This window comes from Colwellia piezophila ATCC BAA-637 (assembly GCF_000378625.1).
In the GTDB taxonomy this organism is placed as follows: domain Bacteria; phylum Pseudomonadota; class Gammaproteobacteria; order Enterobacterales; family Alteromonadaceae; genus Colwellia; species Colwellia piezophila.
Genome location: NZ_KB905162.1, coordinates 345,384 through 364,499 on the forward strand (window position 1 = coordinate 345,384; position 19,116 = coordinate 364,499).

The window sequence follows — 19,116 nt, forward strand, 5'->3', positions numbered from 1 at the left end:
ATTAGTTTGCAAGTGATTGCTTGCTCTGCATTTTTTCATTTCTTTAAAGCTAGTACTTAGCTAATTAAAGTCTTAAGTTAAGATTATTCTACGCACTGTTAGCAAATAATAATTACAAAGGCTTGTTATGACAATTAAAGAAATCCCCCTCATTATTAATGGTGAAAAAATTCGCTCTAAAACGGACACTTGGTTAGATGTTCTTAACCCAGCTACGCAGGAAGTAGTTGCTCGTGTGCCAGTGGCAACCAGAGAAGAAGTTGCCGCTGCGGTTGACAGCGCCGAGCAAGCATTTAAGAGTTGGTCAAAAGTCTCATTAACAAATCGTATGCGTATTATGCTTAAGTTTCAGCACCTGGTACGTGAACATAGCCAAGAACTAGCGGAATTAGTCACCTTAGAGCATGGTAAAACCTTGCCCGATGCGGAAGGCGAAGTAGGTCGCGCGCTAGAAGCCATTGAAAATGCTTGCTCTATCACGCGTTTACAATTGGGTGAAATGGCTAACAACGCCGCTACAGGTATTGATACCTATACCCTAAATAAACCGCTTGGTGTTGGTGTTGGCATTACCGCCTTTAACTTCCCGTTAATGTTGCCAGCTTTTATGTTTCCACCAGCCATTGCTTGCGGTAATACCTTTGTATTAAAACCGTCTGAGCAAGCGCCGTCATCAACCATACGCTTTGTCGAACTTGCGTTAGAAGCGGGTATACCACCAGGCGTACTTAATGTTATCCATGGCGGCCCTGATGCGGTTAACCAGTTAATTGAGAGCGATGCGGTTAAAGCCGTATCTTTCATTGGCTCTACCGCGGTAGGTACCCATATTTATAACCACGCAAGTAAGCACGGTAAACGTGCACAAGCGATGATGGGCGCTAAAAACCATATGGTGATCATGCCTGATGCTAACAAAGACCGAGCGATTAATGATTTATTAGGCTCTGCATTTGGCGCAGCCGGGCAACGCTGTATGGCTAACCCAGTAACAATTCTTGTTGGTGAAGCTCGTAATTGGTTACCTGAAATTGTTGCACGCGCCAAGTTAATGAAAGTTGGTCCAGGTACGCAACGAGATGCAGATTTAGGTCCAGTGGTTTCACCACAAGCTAAAGCGCGCATAATTAGCCTGCTTGATTCCGGCGTAGCTCAAGGCGCTGAATTACTGGTAGATGGTAGAGACTGTAAAGTAGAAGGTTATCCGAATGGTAACTTTGTTGGGCCAACGCTATTCAGTAAAGTGACTACCGATATGGACATTTATACTCAAGAGATATTTGGTCCTGCTTTGTGTGTATTAGAAGCGGATAGTCTTGATGAAGCAATAGAAATAATTAATGCTAACCCTAATGGTAATGGTACTTCGTTATTTACTTCGTCTGGTTGGGCAGCTCGTAAATTTGAAAACGATGTTGATGTTGGCCAAGTAGGTATTAATGTACCTATTCCAGTGCCGGTTGCTTACTTTAGCTTTACTGGCTCTCGTGGCTCAAAATTAGGTGATTTAGGACCAAATGGTAAACAGGTTGTTAGTTTTTGGACCTTTACTAAATCTATAACCGCTCGTTGGTTTGAGCCTGATCATCAAGATGGCTCAACGGTACATACAACAATCAGTATGAAGTAAGAAGTGGTTATATCTATTTAAGTTAACTTCTTTATCAGTAAAAATAAAAAGGGTCACTATTTATATAGTGACCCTTTTTTATTGAATGTCGTTTACTAACCTATCTGCTAGCGTGATAGGTTAATGCAGTGCTCTTAATACCGTACTATTAATGTAGTATTCTGGCACGAATAGTACCATCAATTAGTTTTAACGCTTTTAGCGCTAAAACACTATCTTGAGAGTCTATATCGATAACCACGTAACCAATTTTGTCGTCAGTTTGTAAGTATTGCGCGGCAATATTAATATTGTGCTCTGCAAATGCTTGGTTAATTTTAGTTAACACACCGGGTTGGTTATGGTGAATATGCAATAAGCGACTAGTGCCGGTTTGACCAGGAATAGCGTGGTCAGGTAGCGATACTTCAGGGAAGTTAACCGCCGACAAACTTGAGCCATTATCTGAATACTTCGCAAGCTTAGTAGCCACTTCTAAACCGATATTTGCTTGTGCTTCTTTAGTACTACCGCCAATGTGTGGTGTTAAAATAACATTGTCAAAGCCGCGTAAAGGCGAAATAAACTCATCATTATTACTCTTGGGCTCAACAGGGAATACATCAATCGCAGCACCCGCTATTTTTTTGCTTTCTAGTGCTTGTGCCAAGGCATCAATATCAACCACAGTACCACGAGAAGCATTGATAAATATCGCTCCATCTTTCATCGCCTCAAATTGTGCTTGCGCTATCATATTTTGAGTTTGTACTGTTTCAGGGACATGTAAGCTGATAACGTCCGCTTCTGCAAGTAAATTGTTTAGAGTCGGTGCTTGACTGGCATTACCGAGCGGTAATTTAGTTTCTACGTCATAAAAGCGTACTCTCATGCCTAAGGTTTCGGCTAAAATACCTAATTGCATACCTATATGACCGTAACCAATAATACCCAAGACTTTACCACGTGCTTCGACTGAGCCGACCGCTGACTTAAACCATTCTCCCCGATGTGCTTTAGCACTTTTCTCCGGGATACCCCGTAATAATAATAAGGTTTCACCTAAGACTAATTCAGCTACTGAGCGAGTATTCGAAAAAGGGGCGTTAAAGACTGGAACGCCACGCTGTTGTGCCGCTTTTAAATCGACTTGATTGGTGCCAATACAAAAACAACCAATAGCAACCAACTTGTTAGCGTGACTAAGCACCTTTTCAGTTAACTGTGTGCGTGAACGAATGCCAATAAAGTGAACATCAGCAATTTTTTCAATTAACTCGCTTTCAGAAAGCGAGGTTTTTAGCGATTCAATATTTGAATAGCCTTTTAACTTTAATTCTTCAATAGAGCTTGGATGCAAGCCTTCAAGTAATAATATTTTAATTTTGTCTTTTGCTAATGAGTTCTGCTTGGCAATGGTCATAACTGGCTTCACTTATCCTAAGTTAAACGGTAAATAGACTTTTGTTTAGATGGCTAGATATCTAAAGTAGAGGATTAACATATCATATAGTGTATAAACTCTAAAGGGGTTTAAGCATATTTTGGAATAAATATGCTTAAAACTGAATATTCCGCTTTAAAGGCCGGATGGTCAGTTATTGGATAACTTTAATACCATCGCTACAGCCCAGTACTAAAATGTCTGCACCACGTAGCGCGAATAAACCATTGGTGACCACACCGACAATGGCATTAATTTGGGCTTCAAGTACTTTTGGATCAAGAATTTGGAGGTTATGAACATCAAGAATAACATTGCCGTTATCCGTGGTAACGCCTTGGCGGTAAACGGGGTCGCCGCCTAACTTAACAAGTTCGCGGGCAACATAACTACGTGCCATAGGGATAACTTCAACAGGAAGTGGAAAGCTGCCAAGTACAGCAACTTGTTTTGAGTCATCGGCAATACAAATAAATTTTTTGGCGACGGCCGCAACTATCTTTTCACGTGTTAAAGCCGCGCCACCGCCTTTAATCATGGCCATGTGACGAGTGATTTCATCAGCGCCATCAACATATACATCTAAGACATCAACACTGTTTAAATCAAAGACTTCAATACCGTGTGCTTTTAAGCGTTTAGTCGACTCTTCTGAGCTTGAAACTGCACCGCAAATTTTGTTTTTTATTGAGGCAAGCGCATCGATGAAAAAATTAACCGTTGAGCCCGTACCAACGCCAACGATAGTATCGTTTTCAATGAATTCTAATGCCTTGATGGCTGCTGCTTTTTTCATTTCATTTTGAGTCATATTACGTGCCTTGAGATTGTAGTGTTACTTAGCTAGCGATAACTAAGTTATGTGTGGCGTAAAAAGACGATTATAACACTAAACGATTCTGTTGGTGTTAGGTAAGTGGGCACATATACCCGTTACCATTCAAAGTGCGGGATTTCAGTGGGAATTATAATAACTTTAGGCAAGGCAAATAATTTAATCATAGTCACTCTATGGTTTGATTATTTAACGCAGTATAAAGTCATTTTAAACCCATCGTTGAAGTGCTTGAGCAACATCACTTCATCGTTGCTGTAACTTATAATGACGCTACATGGATGTAGCCTATTAGAGAATGCAGACGTCACATGGATGTGATTTATTAGATAATGCAGGAGCACATTATCCTGAGCACATTCTCCTGAACAACCATTATTTCATCACAGCGCCTTGGATTGAAGTCGCTCAAGTACTCTGAAACCTGCATATTGAATGATAATGGGTATTTAACGAGTTATCTTGTTAAAATTAGCGCAATTAAAATCATCATAGCGAATGAGTAAGAAATGAATGGGAAAAGGCTTATTGGAATGGGAATAACTATCGAGTAACAGGCAGATACTGGCTTGGACAGTAACGAGGTTAATTAATGGATGGAGCACTATATTTTTATTAGCTATATAGTGTTGCTCAGGTCTTGTAGTGGGCTACTGAGCTATTACTCGTATCACTTTGGCATTGCGCTAATGGATACTGAGTTGTTATCTTGATTGATCATATCGGCATACATTGAAGCGTTTTGACTTGGGAATTTATCGCTACGTTTATCACCTTTTATTTGAATACCTACCATTGTACTATCAGGAAAGTAATTTTCTTGGCGTTTGGCAAAAGTCAGCATCATACGTTGATCTTCAGGAATAGGTCGGTTGAGTAAAGAAAGCATAAGCTGTCTATCTGAAGAGGCGGCTGTTTTTACTGAGTATTGATGATACGCAGTAAACTGAGTGTGGCTGAAATTGTTAGCATAGTAGTGATTACTCTTAGGTTTTAAATTTAGTTGAGCGGTATTACTACAAGCCGAAATGGCAAAATAGAGTAAAAAATAGCTGCATATTTTAAATACTTTCATAACAAACCTGACGATAACTAATAACAATGACTGAGTTACTATCAATAGGGCAAGTGTTATGCCAGAAAGTTTTTTTGCCTGCAGTGATTAATGACTATCACGCTAATTACCTGAAAATATTCGTTAATCTAATTCGTATTACTTTAATATTGTCGATAAAAAAAGCTTGCTGTGGATTTATTGTTAACAATAAATCCACAGCAAGCTTAAAAAGTGCTATCAGTGTCAATTTATTAACACTGTAGCCATTATGAGTGATTACTTCTCTTCTGACACCGAGCGAAGTAGTTCATTAATGCCTACTTTTGCCAAAGTTTTCGCGTCTACTTTTTTCACTATAATAGCAGCATATAAGCTGTAAGTACCACAAGCTGATGGTAAGTTACCCGGTACAACCACAGAGCCAGCAGGTACACGGCCATAGTGCACTTCGCCGGTTTCACGGTCGAAAATACGAGTGCTTTGACCGATATATACGCCCATTGAAATTACCGCTCCTTCTTCAACGATTACACCCTCAACTATTTCAGAACGTGCGCCGATAAAGCAGTTATCTTCAATAATAGTAGGGCCTGCTTGTAACGGCTCTAATACACCACCAATACCAACACCACCTGATAAATGTACATTCTTACCGATTTGTGCACATGAGCCAACCGTAGCCCAAGCGTCAATCATACAACCTTCATCGACAAAAGCGCCGATATTGACAAAGCTCGGCATCACCACAACGTTTTTACCAATAAAGCTACCGGTACGAACACTTGCGCCAGGCACTACACGAACACCGTCGGCTTCAAACATCGCTTGAGTATAACCGTCATATTTCATCGGTACCTTGTCAAAAAAAGTACTTTCTGCACCATCAATTACTTTGTTATCCCAGATACGAAACGAAAGTAATACCGCTTTTTTGAGCCATTGATTTACCTGCCAGCTACCCGCTACTTTTTCTGCAACGCGGGCACTGCCGTTGTTTAATGCCGCTAAAGCATCAAGCACTGCGGTCTTTATTTCACTGGAAACGTTTGCTGGAGTTATGTTGGCTCGTTCTTCAAAAGCACGTTCAATTACGCTAGCTAAGTGTTTTAATTCTGTCATTAGGCTTTCCTATTTGAAAATTTAAATATATTTTAAAGGTTATATACCCGTCACCAATCAAACACTCTGAAACCTGCATCTTGAATGGTGACGGGTATAGTTAATCAATTTCTTGCGTTAATCGCGAAGCTAAAGCTTCTTGTTCTTGACTTGTTAGTGCATGATTTCCCACGGTAGAAATAGTAAATACATCATCAGCTTTTTCACCAAAAGTTGTTATTTTAGCGGAATGAATATTGATCTGTTCTTGTTGAAAGACCTGACCAATATTTGATAATAAACCCGGCCTATCCAAGGCGATTATTTCTATCATGGTACGATTTTTTGAATGTATCTTAATAAAGTTAACACGCAGCGGAACTTTAAATTTCTTCATGTGTCTTGCTAACTTAGGCTCGGGCAGTTCACAGACCGTGTCTTGATCCAACCGGTCCACTAAACTTTGGCTAATTTCTTTGGTGTAAAAGCGTTCTCGCAAAGGTTTATTACGGCTATCAAGTACGACAAAGGTGTTAACGGTAAAGCCTGTTTTGGTGGTAATAATTTTTGCATCATGGATAGAGAGTTTTTTAGAGTCTAAAAACGAAACGGTATTAGCGAAGGTATTATTTTTTTCTTTGGTGAAAATAAAGACTTCAGTGCCGCCTCTATAAGGGATAGGACTAATTAGCACCAAAGACGTTTCTCTATCATGCTTGAGAATATGGCTACATTGTCGGGCTATTTGCTCAGGGGAATAACGTAAAAAATAGTCAATTTTAAATTCATGCCATAATACTTTAACGTCTTGTTCATCGATATTTTGTTCGCTTAACAGTGCTAATGCTTGTTGCTGGTTTTCACGAATTTTAGAGCGAACTTCTACGGGTTTCTCTAAGCCATGACGAAAAGCACTGAGCGTATTGAAGTAAAGCTCTTCAAGTAGGTTTGCTTTCCAGTTATTCCAGAGGCTTTCGTTGGTACCTCGCATATCGGCAACGGTTAAGCAATAAAGGTAGTTTAGGTGCGCTTCATCACGAACAATTTCACCAAAAGTTCGAATGACATTTTCGTCATTGATATCGCGACGTTGAGCGGTAACTGACATTAATAAATGGTACTCTACAAGCCACGCCACCATATTACTATCGTGTTTACTCATTTGATGCGACAAGCAAAAATTTAATGCATCTACAGCCCCAAGTTTAGCATGATCTCCGCCACGGCCTTTACCGATATCATGAAAAAAACCGGCTAAATAAAGCACTTCTGGTTTACGAATTTTTTGCACTATTTTACTACAAAGTGGGAATTTATGATTGTGCTCTTTTTGGCTGAACTGATGTAGGTTTTTAATCACTCGGTAGGTATGTTCATCGACGGAGTAAGCATGGAAAAGGTCAAATTGCATTTGCCCAGCGATATTGCGCCATAGTGGTAAATATGAACTGAGAATACTGTGTTTGTGCATTAACGTTAACGCTAAGCCTAAACCACGTGGATGACGAATAATCGCCATAAATATACGACGACATTCAGCATAATCAATGAGTCCCGAAATCAAGCGCCTACGCGCATTACGCATTAATCGTAATGTATGTGAATGAATACCTTTGATACCGGGCTCTTGAGCAATAATCAAGAACATTTCTATTAACTTTGATGACCGCATGAATATACGGTCGTTGCGGGTATTAATTAAGGTATCAACCAATTCAAAGTCTTTGTTGATAATACTAATGTTACTCGGCTCAGATTTTTTAATAATCGCTTGTTCAAAATGCTGTAACAGCATGGTATTTAATTCAGTGACTCGGGAGATAATGCGAAAGAAACGCTTCATCATTCGTTCAACGGGGGCTTTACCTTCATCGCCAAAACCCATCATTTTGGCAACATCAGCTTGATAGTCAAATAAAAGTCGGTTTTCACTGCGACCCGCGACAAAGTGTAGCGCAAAACGCATGCGCCACAGGTAATCTTGTGACTCTAACAATTCAAATAATTCATTAGGGTAGAGGTAACCATGCTCAACAAGCTCTTCCAAAGAGCCGGCAGAGAAATGCCGCTTAGCGACCCAAGCAATGGTTTGGATATCTCGCAAACCACCAGGGTTAGCTTTTAAATTGGGTTCAAGGGTATAAGCTGTGCCGCGATATTGTTGGTGTCTATCAGCTTGCTCTTTACATTTTGCGATAAAGAACTTTTTAGACGTCCAGAAAACATCTTCATGTAATAAAGGTAATAAATGTTGTGTCAGGATTTCATTACCCGCTATTTGTCGCATTTCCATTAAGTTGGTGGCAACAGTCACTTCTTTTACCGCTTGCTTTAAACATTCCTTAATAGAGCGGACGCTATGGCCAATATCAAGTTTTATATCCCATAACTGGGTAATAAAACTCGATATTTTTTCCTCCAAGTCCAGGTCAATTTCTTCTTGGGTTAATATAAGAATATCGACATCAGATTGCGGATGTAATTCAGCTCGACCATAACCACCCACAGCAACTAAGCTTATTTGAAATTCATCAAGGTGATGTTGACACCATAATTTTTTTAAAATGGCATCAACAAAAACAGCACGTGCTGTTAATAAGTCATTTACATCGTTATCGATAAAAACGTCTTTTAACCATTCTTTAAAAGCTTGGCTTAATAGGCAGATCTCGCGGGTAGATAAAAAGTCAGCGCTGACGGCTAAGCTTTCAATTAAATGTGGTGGAACTATATGCATTGATGCTAGTTGATTAGTCAAGAGCTTACCTTTACCTATTGTGGGGAACCTATTGCGATTAAGCTGTTGCAATTACCCTATGGAATGTAACCGCAAGGGATTAACCCGGAGGTACTAATCCCTTCGGCATTAATTATGTAAGAGTCGAGGAATTGATTCTTCTTTACGTAGGGTTAAAATCTCACAACCGGTTTGAGTAACCACAATAGTGTGTTCCCATTGGGCAGACCTTTTACCGTCAGTGGTGTAAACAGTCCAATTGTCAGTCTTATCTAGCAAGGTGTTAGCACGTCCTAAATTTACCATGGGCTCAATGGTGAAACACATGCCAACTTCCATCTTGGTTTTATCATTATTTTTATAGTGCACTATTTGCGGTTCTTCATGGAACTCTTTACCGATACCATGACCACAATAGTCTTTAACAATAGAATAACGACCAGACTTCTTGATGAATTTTTGGATAGTTGCGCCAATTTCACCAAAAGTAGCCCCCGGTTTGATTCTTTTAAGCGCTAAATACAGCGATTCTTGGGTAATGCGGCATAAACGATTATCTTCAGGGCTGCCTTCTCCAATAATAAACATTTTGCTAGTATCACCATGATAACCATCTTTTATTACCGTGATATCAATATTAATAATATCGCCATCACTTAATACTGTGCCATCAGGAATACCGTGACAAACCACGTGGTTTACTGAAGTACAAATTGATTTAGGAAAATCATGGTAATTAAGGGGGGCAGAAATAGCGTTTTGAACTTTGTCAGTATACTCGGCACATAAGGTATTAAGTTCATCAGTACTAATACCTGCTTTTACATGCTCAGCTATCATTTCTAAAACGTCAGCGGCTAATTGACCGGCAATACGCATTTTGGCTATTTCTTCTTGGCTTTTTATGGTGATGGCCATCTTGTGCTATCTCTTTAAGTTTACGCTAGTGGCAATACTCGTTGCGACTATGCTGTTAATTAATTGTAATTTCATCTTTGATGATGAGTAACTTGCTAATAAGATAGCAAGTTAACTGTGTTTTTTTAACTCTAATTTTACCGCATCAACAAATGCATCAGGGTCTTGTAAATATAAATTGTGATTAAGTAAGATTAATTCTTCATTGATTGCCAGTAACAGTGCCGGTATTGCTTGGGTTTTGATGATTTCTTGTAAAGCATAAATTTCATGCACTTGTGCTTCGGCATCATTAGTCAACTTTGCTTTATTAAAAACTTTTGTTGGCACAGATAATTTGAATTGTGCCACTATATCATTCAAATCGTCTTGGTCACTTAAGTCACTTCCTTGACTGAAATGCTCTACTTGTAGCGCATTTAATAAAGTAAGCGCTTGTTGTGGCGTTTTATTAGAGGCCCAAGTCATTAGGTTAGCGCATAAGGTCGAGTCTTTACCTTCCGATAATTTATTCATATAGGCAGGGGAGAATTTAGCAGCTGAAAGCTCTTTGACTTTAGTAATCTGCTGCTTGCTGATAATGTTTTCACCGTCGGCATCAGAAAAATAGGCGCAATGCCATAAGTTAAGCGTTACTTCAGGTAACGCTTTATTGACGGCATTAACTAATGGCGTTGTTGCGTAACTCCACGGGCAGTGACTGTCATATATAAAAAATAATTCTGCGGCCATAACTTCCTCTACTATAATTGAATGGTTTCTTTTCAACTCCAAGTAATAATTTACACATGATTAGTTGGAGTGTTACCTGTATCCGCGGATTTTAACTCGCCTTGCCTTATTATCCCACCACAAATCACTTTAAATCACTTTTTGAGGCTAATTCATTTTAATATGGTAAAATAAGTCTATATATGATATAAAGTGCTCCGCTAAATTTTTAGTTGCGCTGTGTTCTCTTTTGCTTAAGAAAAGTAGGGCGGTTCAGCTTGGTTTAGTGAAAATTTAAATCGACTATTGGCATAAGCAACATTATTAACTTGCCTATCCGATAAGTCATTATTATAAACTCACATACATCTATTAAAGGTATACCGGGGTGCCCAGTTTTTGACTATAAAGTCAAAACGAAGAGGTCGTGTATATTGGGTGTATGAACGCTTAACCCCATAAAGGAAAATACAATGTCAAACGTTTCAATGCGCGATATGCTTAAAGCTGGTGTTCACTTCGGTCACAAAACTCGTTACTGGAATCCAAAAATGAAGCCATTCATTTTCGGTTCACGCGATAAAGTTCATATCATCAACCTTGAAAAAACTGTTCCTATGTTCAATGACGCACTTGCTTATATCAGCAATGTATCATCGAAAAAAGGTAAAGTATTATTTGTTGGTACTAAACGTGCTGCAAGTGATGCTATCAGAGATGCAGCAGTTAAATCTGACCAATTCTTCGTTAATCACCGTTGGTTAGGTGGTATGTTGACTAACTGGAAAACAGTTCGTCAATCAATCAAACGTTTAAAAGATTTAGAAGCTCAAAGCACTGACGGTACTTTTGAAGCTTTAACTAAAAAAGAAGCGTTAATGCGTACCCGTGAAATGGAAAAGCTTGATAAAAGTTTAGGTGGCATTAAAAACATGGGTGGTTTACCTGACGTTTTATTTATCATTGATGCTGATCACGAGCACATTGCTATTAAAGAAGCAAACAACCTTGGTATCAAAATAATTTCTGTTGTTGATACTAACTCTAACCCAGATGGTATTGATTACATCGTACCGGGTAACGATGATGCTATTCGTGCAGTAAGTTTATACTGTAACGCTGTTGCTGACGCTGTAATAAGCGGTCGCGAGCAAAACATCGTTGTACAAGCTGAAAAAGACGGTTTTGTTGAAGCTGAATAATTTCAGTTAATAACACGTTTTATTTTGCTATTGCCACAAAAGCTTGCTTTTGTGGCAACTTATTTAATATTTATTCCCAAGGCTAGCTTATTATTAGCGTCGCTACGGGGATAACTGAAAATCGAGGAATTACCTATGACAGTTACAGCTGCTATGGTTAAAGAATTACGTCAACGCACAGCTGCGGGCATGATGGATTGTAAAAAAGCGTTAGTAGAAGCTGAAGGCGACATGGAACTTGCGATTGAAAATATGCGTAAGAACGGTCAAGCAAAAGCCGCTAAAAAAGCCGGTAATATTGCTGCTGAAGGCGCAATTATCATTAAAGTATCAGGAAACACTGCGGTATTAGTTGAAGTTAACTGTCAAACTGATTTCGTTGCAATGGATGATAACTTTTTAGGTTTTGCCAATACTGTTGCTGATGCTGCACTTGCTGCTAAAGTAACGATTGAAGAGCTACAAGCACAATTCGAAGAAAAACGCGTTGCGTTAGTGACAAAAATTGGTGAAAACATCAATGTACGTCGTGTTGAATATGTAGAAGGTGTTAACTTAGCTTCTTATTCTCACGGTGCTAAAATTGGTGTAGTTGTTGCGGGTGAAGGCGATACAGAAGCACTTAAGCATATTGCTATGCACGTTGCGGCAAGTAAGCCTGAATTCTTAACGCCTGATGATGTTCCTGCAGATGTTGTTGCAAAAGAGAAATCGATTCAAATCGAAATTGCGATGAACGAAGGTAAACCTAAAGAAATCGCTGAAAAAATGGTTACCGGCCGTATGCGCAAGTTCACTGGTGAAGTATCTTTATCAGGTCAAGCATTTATCATGGAACCTAAGAAAACTGTTGGCGAAGTGTTAAAAGAAAAAGGCATTACTGTTTCTTCATTCGTTCGTTTGGAAGTTGGCGAAGGTATTGAGAAAAAATCAGAAGATTTTGCTGCCGAAGTTGAAGCACAACTAGCTGCTGCTGCTGCTAAAGCTTAATTTCATTTGTTTGAAGTGTTAGCTTTATAGCTAGCGGGTCAAATAGAATGAATTATCAAAAAACGTCTACCTAGGTAGGCGTTTTTTTTTGAGTCGATAACTACTATTTACGCCAAAATAGGCATATTTACATAAAATAAAAGAGTTTTTTCAGTTTAGACTTTCGTGTCTGCGCTAAACGTATTAAAATAGGCGCGGTCTTTTGACCTCGGCTTTTATCGGCTTAAATTTTATTACCTAACTGCTACAGGAATCTTTCCCTATGACAACCAATCCGAAGCCTGCTTATCGAAGAATATTATTAAAACTCAGTGGTGAAGCACTGATGGGGGATGAGGGTTTTGGTATTGATCCTAAAGTACTTGACCGTATGGCTCTAGAGATCAAAGAATTAGTCGAGATGGGTATCCAAGTAGGTCTAGTTATTGGTGGTGGTAATTTATTCCGTGGTGCTGGGTTAGCCGAAGCGGGCATGAACCGCGTTGTAGGTGACCAAATGGGTATGCTTGCTACGGTAATGAATGGTTTGGCAATGCGTGATGCACTGCATCGTGCCTTTGTAAATACCCGTTTAATGTCTGCCATAGATTTAGCCGGAGTGTGTGAGCGTTACAACTGGGCAAATGCCATAAGTTTGTTGAAGTCTGGTCGTGTGGTTATCTTTTCTGCTGGTACGGGCAATCCATTCTTCACCACAGATTCAGCTGCTTGTTTACGTGGTATTGAAATTGAAGCGGATGTAGTATTAAAAGCGACTAAAGTTGATGGTATTTATTCTGCCGATCCAGTGACAAACCCAAATGCTGAACTTTATAGTGAGCTTAGTTATGATGAAGTACTGGATAAAGAATTAAAAGTAATGGACTTAGCAGCCTTTACTTTAGCGCGAGATCACAATATGCCGATTCGCGTATTTAACATGAATAAACCGGGTGCGTTGAAATCTGTCATCATGGGCGGTAGTGAAGGCACTATAATTACACACAAGTAAATTTTTAAGACTTAAGTCAACACTAGATGTTCAAAAAGGCAAGCTAAAATAAATTGTCGCCTTAAGTTAACTTGATAATATTAGGAATAATAATCGTGATAGATGAAATAATTGAAGATGCTCAAGAACGTATGGGCAAAAGTATTGATGCTTTAAAAAGTAGTTTAAATAAAATAAGAACAGGCCGTGCGCATGCTTCCTTATTAGATAATATTGTCGTTGAATACTATGGTATGGACACGCCGTTGAATCAGGTCGGTAATATAACTGTACCCGATGCACGTAACCTTTCTATTACCGTTTTCGATAAAGGTATGATTAGTGCTGTTGAAAAAGCCATTATGAAATCTGATTTAGGTTTAAACCCACAATCAAATGGCACTTTAATACGCATTCCTTTACCGCCGCTGACTGAAGAACGTCGTAAAGACCTCGTTAAAGTTGTTCGTGGTGAAGTTGAAGGTGGTAAAGTTGCCATTCGTAATATTCGTCGTGATGCAAACTCCGACTTTAAAAGCTTGCTAAAAGAAAAAGAAATCAGTGAAGATGAGCATCATCAAGCTGAAGATTCAGTTCAAAAAATTACCGATACTTTTGTTAAGCAAGTAGATGAAGTTCTTGTGAAAAAAGAAGCGGAATTAATGGAAATATAAATTAGTTTATTAATAAACGCCATGTTGCTACTACTTAGCCAACTGGCGTTTTTTCTTTAAAGTAACTTGTAATGCCAATTACACAAATATATTGATCAACTTAGAGTTATATTAGCGAGCTTAGAACAAGCAAAATTACTTAAACATAGTTATTCTATATTTCTTTAATTCTGTGCTGTTATCAGATTGCGAATAAACTCCCAAAGGGCGAGTACCTAATAAAAGGCAAAGGCTTACATGCATCGTTATTGATTTTGAGAAGGACGCTGCAGGGATGCAGCTTATTAGAGAATGCAGGAGCTTATTCTCCTGAATAACCATTCTCTTCAATCAATGCCTTGCCTCTATGCCTTTTAATTCTCGCTAAGTGGTCAATAAATTAATGTACTTGGTATAAGTAAACGGACTTAAATAAGCATGGGCTTAAATAGTTAAGGGAAATTGTTCAGTGGATAATTGTTCGGTAGATAATGGCGAAGACTTAGCTGTACACGCAGGTAACAAAAAAATCCCTCAACATGTTGCTATCATCATGGATGGCAACGGACGTTGGGCGCAGTTGCAGGGGAAAGGCCGAGTTAGTGGGCATAAAGCGGGAGTCGAGTCAGTACGGGCTGTGGTCGCTAGTGCACGTAAGTCTAATGTGAAAGCGCTGACTTTGTTTGCTTTTAGTAGTGAAAATTGGCAGCGACCAGTCAAAGAAGTTGGCGTGCTGATGGATTTGTTTATGTATGTGCTGACTAAAGAAGTTAAACGCTTACATAAACATAATATCCGCTTTCAAGTCATTGGTGATTTGAGTCGTTTTTCTGAGAAATTACAAAAAAACATTACTAAATCAGAGCAACTGACTGCAGAGAATACCGGGTTAGTCTTATCCATAGCGGCAAATTACGGCGGCCGTTGGGATATAGCTCAAGCCGCAAAGAAATTAGCCTTTAAAGTTCAGCAAGGCAGTATGAAACTTGATGATATCGATGAGTTAACACTGAATGAACAAACGTGTTTAGCGGACCTGCCAACACTTGATTTACTTATCCGCACGGGTGGGGATTTTAGAATTAGCAACTTTCTCATGTGGCAAGCTGCGTATGCAGAGCTTTATTTCACTGATATATTATGGCCAGACTTTAAAGAAGCGCAATTTGAACAAGCACTAAACTGTTTTGACCAACGAGAGCGTCGTTTTGGGAAAACAGGTGAACAAGCAAGAAACGAAGAAGTATAAATAATAACAGTAAGCCTAGCTCTTTTGGTAGAGCTTACCGGACTTCACTAAGTCAATTACTACTATCGATAATAATAAAAGGGTAGCCCTTGTTAAAACAACGTATTATAACGGCTTTAATATTAGCACCAGCAGCCATATCAGCTATTTTCTATTTACCAATAACCTATTTTGCTGGGCTTTTAATGGCCATTATCGCTATAGGGGCGTGGGAGTGGGCCCGTTTCATGGGCTTGAAGAAAACCAACCATCGTGCAGCCTACGCGGCTGTGACCACAGGGATTGTTGGACTTTTATGGTACCTATTACCCGTAGTTAAAACCTGGTTGCTAACTTCAGGGGTACACCATGAAATAACTGCCGTATTGTGGTTGAGTGTGGTTTGGTGGTTGATTGCTGCTTTTTTAATGGTTTCCTATCCCAAGACAAATGCATTTTGGGCTAAAAATAAATTTATTATTGCACTCTTTGGTTGGTTGACCTTGGTCCCTACGTGGCTTGCTTTTGTCATGTTAAGAACGAACAATTATGCTGTTGATGAATTTCAAGGTGCACAGCTCTTGATGTATTTGTTTATGCTGGTATGGAGCGCCGATGTTGGCGCTTACTTTTTCGGTAAATCAATGGGTAAACATAAGCTTATGCCTAACGTTAGCCCAGGTAAAACTGTCGAGGGCTTCCTTGGTGGCGTACTTTGCGCAACGGTGTTAACGGTTGTGGTGGGGGTATTGTTACATTGGTCTACAGAGGAGTTCATTAGTGCTTTATTAGTAACCTTGTTGATAACCACAATCTCTGTTTTAGGTGACTTAACAGAGAGTATGTTTAAACGCCAAGCGGGTGTTAAGGATAGTGGCACTATATTACCGGGTCACGGTGGTATCTTAGATAGAATCGATAGTTTAACGGCAACGGCACCGGTTTTTGCGCTTTGTTACTTATTTCTTGCTTGATAATTTTTTAACTATCTCGCAATTTGTTTAATCAATTGAGGAAAGTTCGTGTCTAAACGCCAGCTATGTATTTTAGGTTCTACGGGATCTATCGGTTGTAGTACGCTCGATGTAATACGACTCCACCCAGATAAATTTCAAGTAGCAAGTTTAGCTGCATTTGCCAGTGTTGATATTATTTTTGGGCAGTGCCTTGAATTTAAACCGCAAAAAGTAGTGTTAGTTTCAACTAAGCACGCCGAACAGCTAACTGAAAAACTGAATGATGCCGGTGTCAATAACGTTACTGTCTTATCCGGTGAACAAGCCCTTATTGAAATAGCCCAGTGTGACACGGTTGATACTGTGATGGCTGCAATTGTTGGCGCTTCTGGTTTATTGCCAACGCTTGCCGCAGTTAATGCCGGTAAACGGGTGTTACTGGCGAACAAAGAAGCTTTAGTAACCTCTGGTGCCATATTTATGGCAGCGGTCAAAGCTTCAGGAGCAGAGTTACTGCCAATTGATAGTGAACATAATGCTATTTTTCAATGTTTACCCTCACTGGAGCAAAATAATATTGGTGAGTGCAAGTTACGTGAGAACGGTATCAGTAAAATACTGTTAACTGGCTCCGGCGGGCCCTTTAGAACAAGACCTGTCGAAACTCTTGCGACGGTAACCCCACAAGAAGCTTGCAACCACCCTAACTGGGATATGGGGCGAAAAATTTCAGTTGACTCTGCTACGATGATGAACAAGGGGCTTGAGTTTATTGAAGCTAAATGGCTTTTTAATGTTGAAGCCGATGATATCCAGGTGGTACTACATCCACAAAGTACCATACATTCCATGGTGCAATATAAAGATGGCTCAGTTATCGCGCAAATGGGCAACCCCGATATGCGTACACCTATTGCTCATGCGTTAAGTTATCCTGAGCGGATAGAGTCAGGTGTCGCGCCTCTTGATTTCTTCAAAACTGCTTCTTTTGATTTTCAAGAAGTCGATTTTTCCAGATACCCCAATTTAAAACTAGCGATTGATGCTTGCAAGCAGGGGCAAGCGGCTTGTACGGCTCTAAATGCCGCCAACGAGATCGCTGTTGATGCCTTTTTGAACGAAAAAATAAAATTTACCGATATATTTAAAATAAATGAAACTTCTGTGAAAAAATTTGTCTCACAACAGGTAGGAAATATTAATGAGGTTATCGCCCTAGATAAGCAGGTGCGGATATTTGCACAAGCATTGTTAGTAGACTTTAACGAAAGTTCAGGCTGTAATGCTACAGGGTAATAAGTAATATGATTGATTTTTTATGGAACCTTGCCTCTTTTGTCGTGGCTTTAGGTATTCTAGTTACAGTACATGAATATGGTCACTTTTGGGTCGCCAGAAAAAACGGTGTCAAAGTTGAGCGTTTTTCTATCGGCTTTGGACGCGCTATTTGGCGTAAAGTGGGTAAAGATGGCACTGAGTATGTTTTGGCACTGATACCCCTAGGTGGCTATGTCAAAATGTTAGATGAGCGCGTTGACGACGTGCAACCTGAAGATAAAGATAAAACTTTTAATAGCAAATCAGTTTACCAACGAATCGCCATAGTTGCAGCGGGTCCTCTGGCGAATTTTGCTTTTGCCTTATTTGCTTTGTATTTAATGTTTTTAATTGGCGTACCTAGTGTTAAACCTGTTATTGGCCAAATCGCATCTAACTCTATTGCATCTAAAGCTCAGCTGACAGGGAATAGTGAAATTATTAGCGTCGGTGGCAACAATACTCGTGATTGGCAAGAAGTTAACCTGGCTCTTATCGCGGCTATTGGAGACAATCAAATTGAAATTAAAACCCAGCAAAGTGATAGTCAATATGTCTCTACTTTTGTCTTAGATACTAGCCAATGGAAATTCTCACCAGATAAAACCTCAGCACTGACGAGTTTAGGTATTACGCCTTTTAGGCCTAAAGTCCATAATGAACTCGCTGTTGTCGCAGAGGATAGCCCTGCCGCATTAGGTGGGTTTTTAGTCGGTGATAAGCTTATAGCCGTCAATAAGGTAGTAACTACTGATTGGTTAGCCTTTGCTAAAGAAATAAAGCGTTTCCCACAAAAAGAAGTACTGATAACTATTAATCGCCAAGGTGAAACCATGACTTTGTCGGTATTCCCTAATGCGATAGAGCAATCTGGGGTTTTAGTTGGTTATATAGGTGTGGCACCAAAAGTTGATGCTTGGCCACAATCACTGTTAATTGAATTAAGATATGGACCAATTGAAGCAATAAAAGAAAGTGCTCAACGGACTTGGAACCTAACAAGTTTGACCTTCAGTATGATAGGTAAGCTAATTACCGGTGATGTATCATTAAAGAATTTAAGCGGTCCTATCGGAATTGCCCAAGGTGCGGGTAATAGTGCGGGTCATGGATTTGTCTATTTTCTAGGCTTTTTAGCCTTAATTAGTATTAATTTAGGGATAATTAACCTTTTACCCCTTCCAGTACTTGATGGCGGACACTTACTCTATTATGTTATAGAGCTTTTCACGGGAAAAGAAGTTCCTGAGAAAGTGCAAGAGGTTGGTTTTAAGTTTGGAGCCTTAGCTCTATTGATGTTGATGGCCATAGGCTTGTTTAATGATTTCAGCCGCGTTTTAGGCTAAAGAATAGAACAACACTTACTCAACATCGATGGTTATAGCGCTTTT

16 protein-coding genes are annotated in these 19,116 nt (G+C 39.5%); 9 read left to right on the forward strand and 7 right to left on the reverse strand.

Features of this window, described 5'->3' with window-relative positions:
* Positions 1–127 precede the first annotated feature (127 nt).
* Complete coding sequence (locus tag F580_RS0107315) at positions 128–1,630, forward strand: CoA-acylating methylmalonate-semialdehyde dehydrogenase (RefSeq protein WP_019027058.1); 1,503 nt, start codon at positions 128–130, stop codon at positions 1,628–1,630.
* A 148-nt stretch (positions 1,631–1,778) separates the two neighbouring features.
* Here the strand turns inward: F580_RS0107315 and serA are convergent, their stop codons facing one another.
* The 7 genes from serA to F580_RS0107350 all read right to left on the reverse strand — a co-directional run bounded on the left by serA (position 1,779) and on the right by F580_RS0107350 (position 10,430).
* The gene (gene serA / locus F580_RS0107320; protein WP_019027059.1) at positions 1,779–3,032 is read right to left on the reverse strand and encodes a phosphoglycerate dehydrogenase; all 1,254 of its coding nucleotides are present in this window, start codon (positions 3,030–3,032) and stop codon (positions 1,779–1,781) included.
* Positions 3,033–3,207: 175 nt separating this feature from the next.
* Positions 3,208–3,864, reverse strand: coding sequence for a ribose-5-phosphate isomerase RpiA (rpiA, locus tag F580_RS0107325; RefSeq protein ID WP_019027060.1), 657 nt, complete (start codon positions 3,862–3,864; stop codon positions 3,208–3,210).
* A 694-nt stretch (positions 3,865–4,558) separates the two neighbouring features.
* A complete protein-coding gene (locus tag F580_RS0107330; RefSeq protein WP_019027061.1) occupies positions 4,559–4,963 on the reverse strand; it encodes a hypothetical protein in 405 nt (134 codons plus the stop codon).
* A 258-nt stretch (positions 4,964–5,221) separates the two neighbouring features.
* Positions 5,222–6,064 (reverse strand): 2,3,4,5-tetrahydropyridine-2,6-dicarboxylate N-succinyltransferase, encoded by an 843-nt coding sequence (dapD, locus tag F580_RS0107335; RefSeq protein ID WP_019027062.1) that lies wholly within the window; start codon positions 6,062–6,064, stop codon positions 5,222–5,224.
* Positions 6,065–6,164: 100 nt separating this feature from the next.
* Positions 6,165–8,801: a [protein-PII] uridylyltransferase gene (gene glnD / locus F580_RS0107340; protein WP_026301307.1), complete on the reverse strand. Its 2,637-nt coding sequence runs from the start codon at positions 8,799–8,801 to the stop codon at positions 6,165–6,167.
* Between the two features lie 108 nt (positions 8,802–8,909).
* A complete protein-coding gene (gene map / locus F580_RS0107345) occupies positions 8,910–9,698 on the reverse strand; it encodes a type I methionyl aminopeptidase (RefSeq protein ID WP_019027064.1) in 789 nt (262 codons plus the stop codon).
* Between the two features lie 111 nt (positions 9,699–9,809).
* Positions 9,810–10,430, reverse strand: a complete 621-nt coding sequence (locus F580_RS0107350) for a hypothetical protein (RefSeq protein WP_019027065.1) — start codon at positions 10,428–10,430, stop codon at positions 9,810–9,812.
* A 452-nt stretch (positions 10,431–10,882) separates the two neighbouring features.
* On the opposite strand from F580_RS0107350, the gene rpsB reads away from it, so the two are divergent.
* The 8 genes from rpsB (at position 10,883) to rseP (ending at position 19,071) form a co-directional block, all read left to right on the forward strand.
* A complete protein-coding gene (gene rpsB, locus F580_RS0107355; RefSeq protein WP_019027066.1) occupies positions 10,883–11,611 on the forward strand; it encodes a 30S ribosomal protein S2 in 729 nt (242 codons plus the stop codon).
* A gap of 135 nt (positions 11,612–11,746) precedes the next feature.
* The gene (tsf, locus tag F580_RS0107360; RefSeq protein WP_019027067.1) at positions 11,747–12,601 is read left to right on the forward strand and encodes a translation elongation factor Ts; all 855 of its coding nucleotides are present in this window, start codon (positions 11,747–11,749) and stop codon (positions 12,599–12,601) included.
* 262 nt (positions 12,602–12,863) lie between these two features.
* Complete coding sequence (pyrH, locus tag F580_RS0107365; RefSeq protein ID WP_019027068.1) at positions 12,864–13,592, forward strand: UMP kinase; 729 nt, start codon at positions 12,864–12,866, stop codon at positions 13,590–13,592.
* Positions 13,593–13,687: 95 nt separating this feature from the next.
* Entirely contained in the window at positions 13,688–14,245 is a 558-nt protein-coding gene (frr, locus tag F580_RS0107370) for a ribosome recycling factor (protein WP_019027069.1), read from the forward strand.
* A gap of 448 nt (positions 14,246–14,693) precedes the next feature.
* Positions 14,694–15,473: a polyprenyl diphosphate synthase gene (gene uppS, locus F580_RS0107375; RefSeq protein ID WP_019027070.1), complete on the forward strand. Its 780-nt coding sequence runs from the start codon at positions 14,694–14,696 to the stop codon at positions 15,471–15,473.
* A gap of 89 nt (positions 15,474–15,562) precedes the next feature.
* Positions 15,563–16,426, forward strand: a complete 864-nt coding sequence (locus F580_RS0107380) for a phosphatidate cytidylyltransferase (protein ID WP_019027071.1) — start codon at positions 15,563–15,565, stop codon at positions 16,424–16,426.
* Positions 16,427–16,474: 48 nt separating this feature from the next.
* The gene (gene ispC / locus F580_RS0107385; protein ID WP_019027072.1) at positions 16,475–17,704 is read left to right on the forward strand and encodes a 1-deoxy-D-xylulose-5-phosphate reductoisomerase; all 1,230 of its coding nucleotides are present in this window, start codon (positions 16,475–16,477) and stop codon (positions 17,702–17,704) included.
* Between the two features lie 8 nt (positions 17,705–17,712).
* Entirely contained in the window at positions 17,713–19,071 is a 1,359-nt protein-coding gene (rseP, locus tag F580_RS0107390) for a sigma E protease regulator RseP (RefSeq protein WP_019027073.1), read from the forward strand.
* Positions 19,072–19,116: the final 45 nt, after the last annotated feature.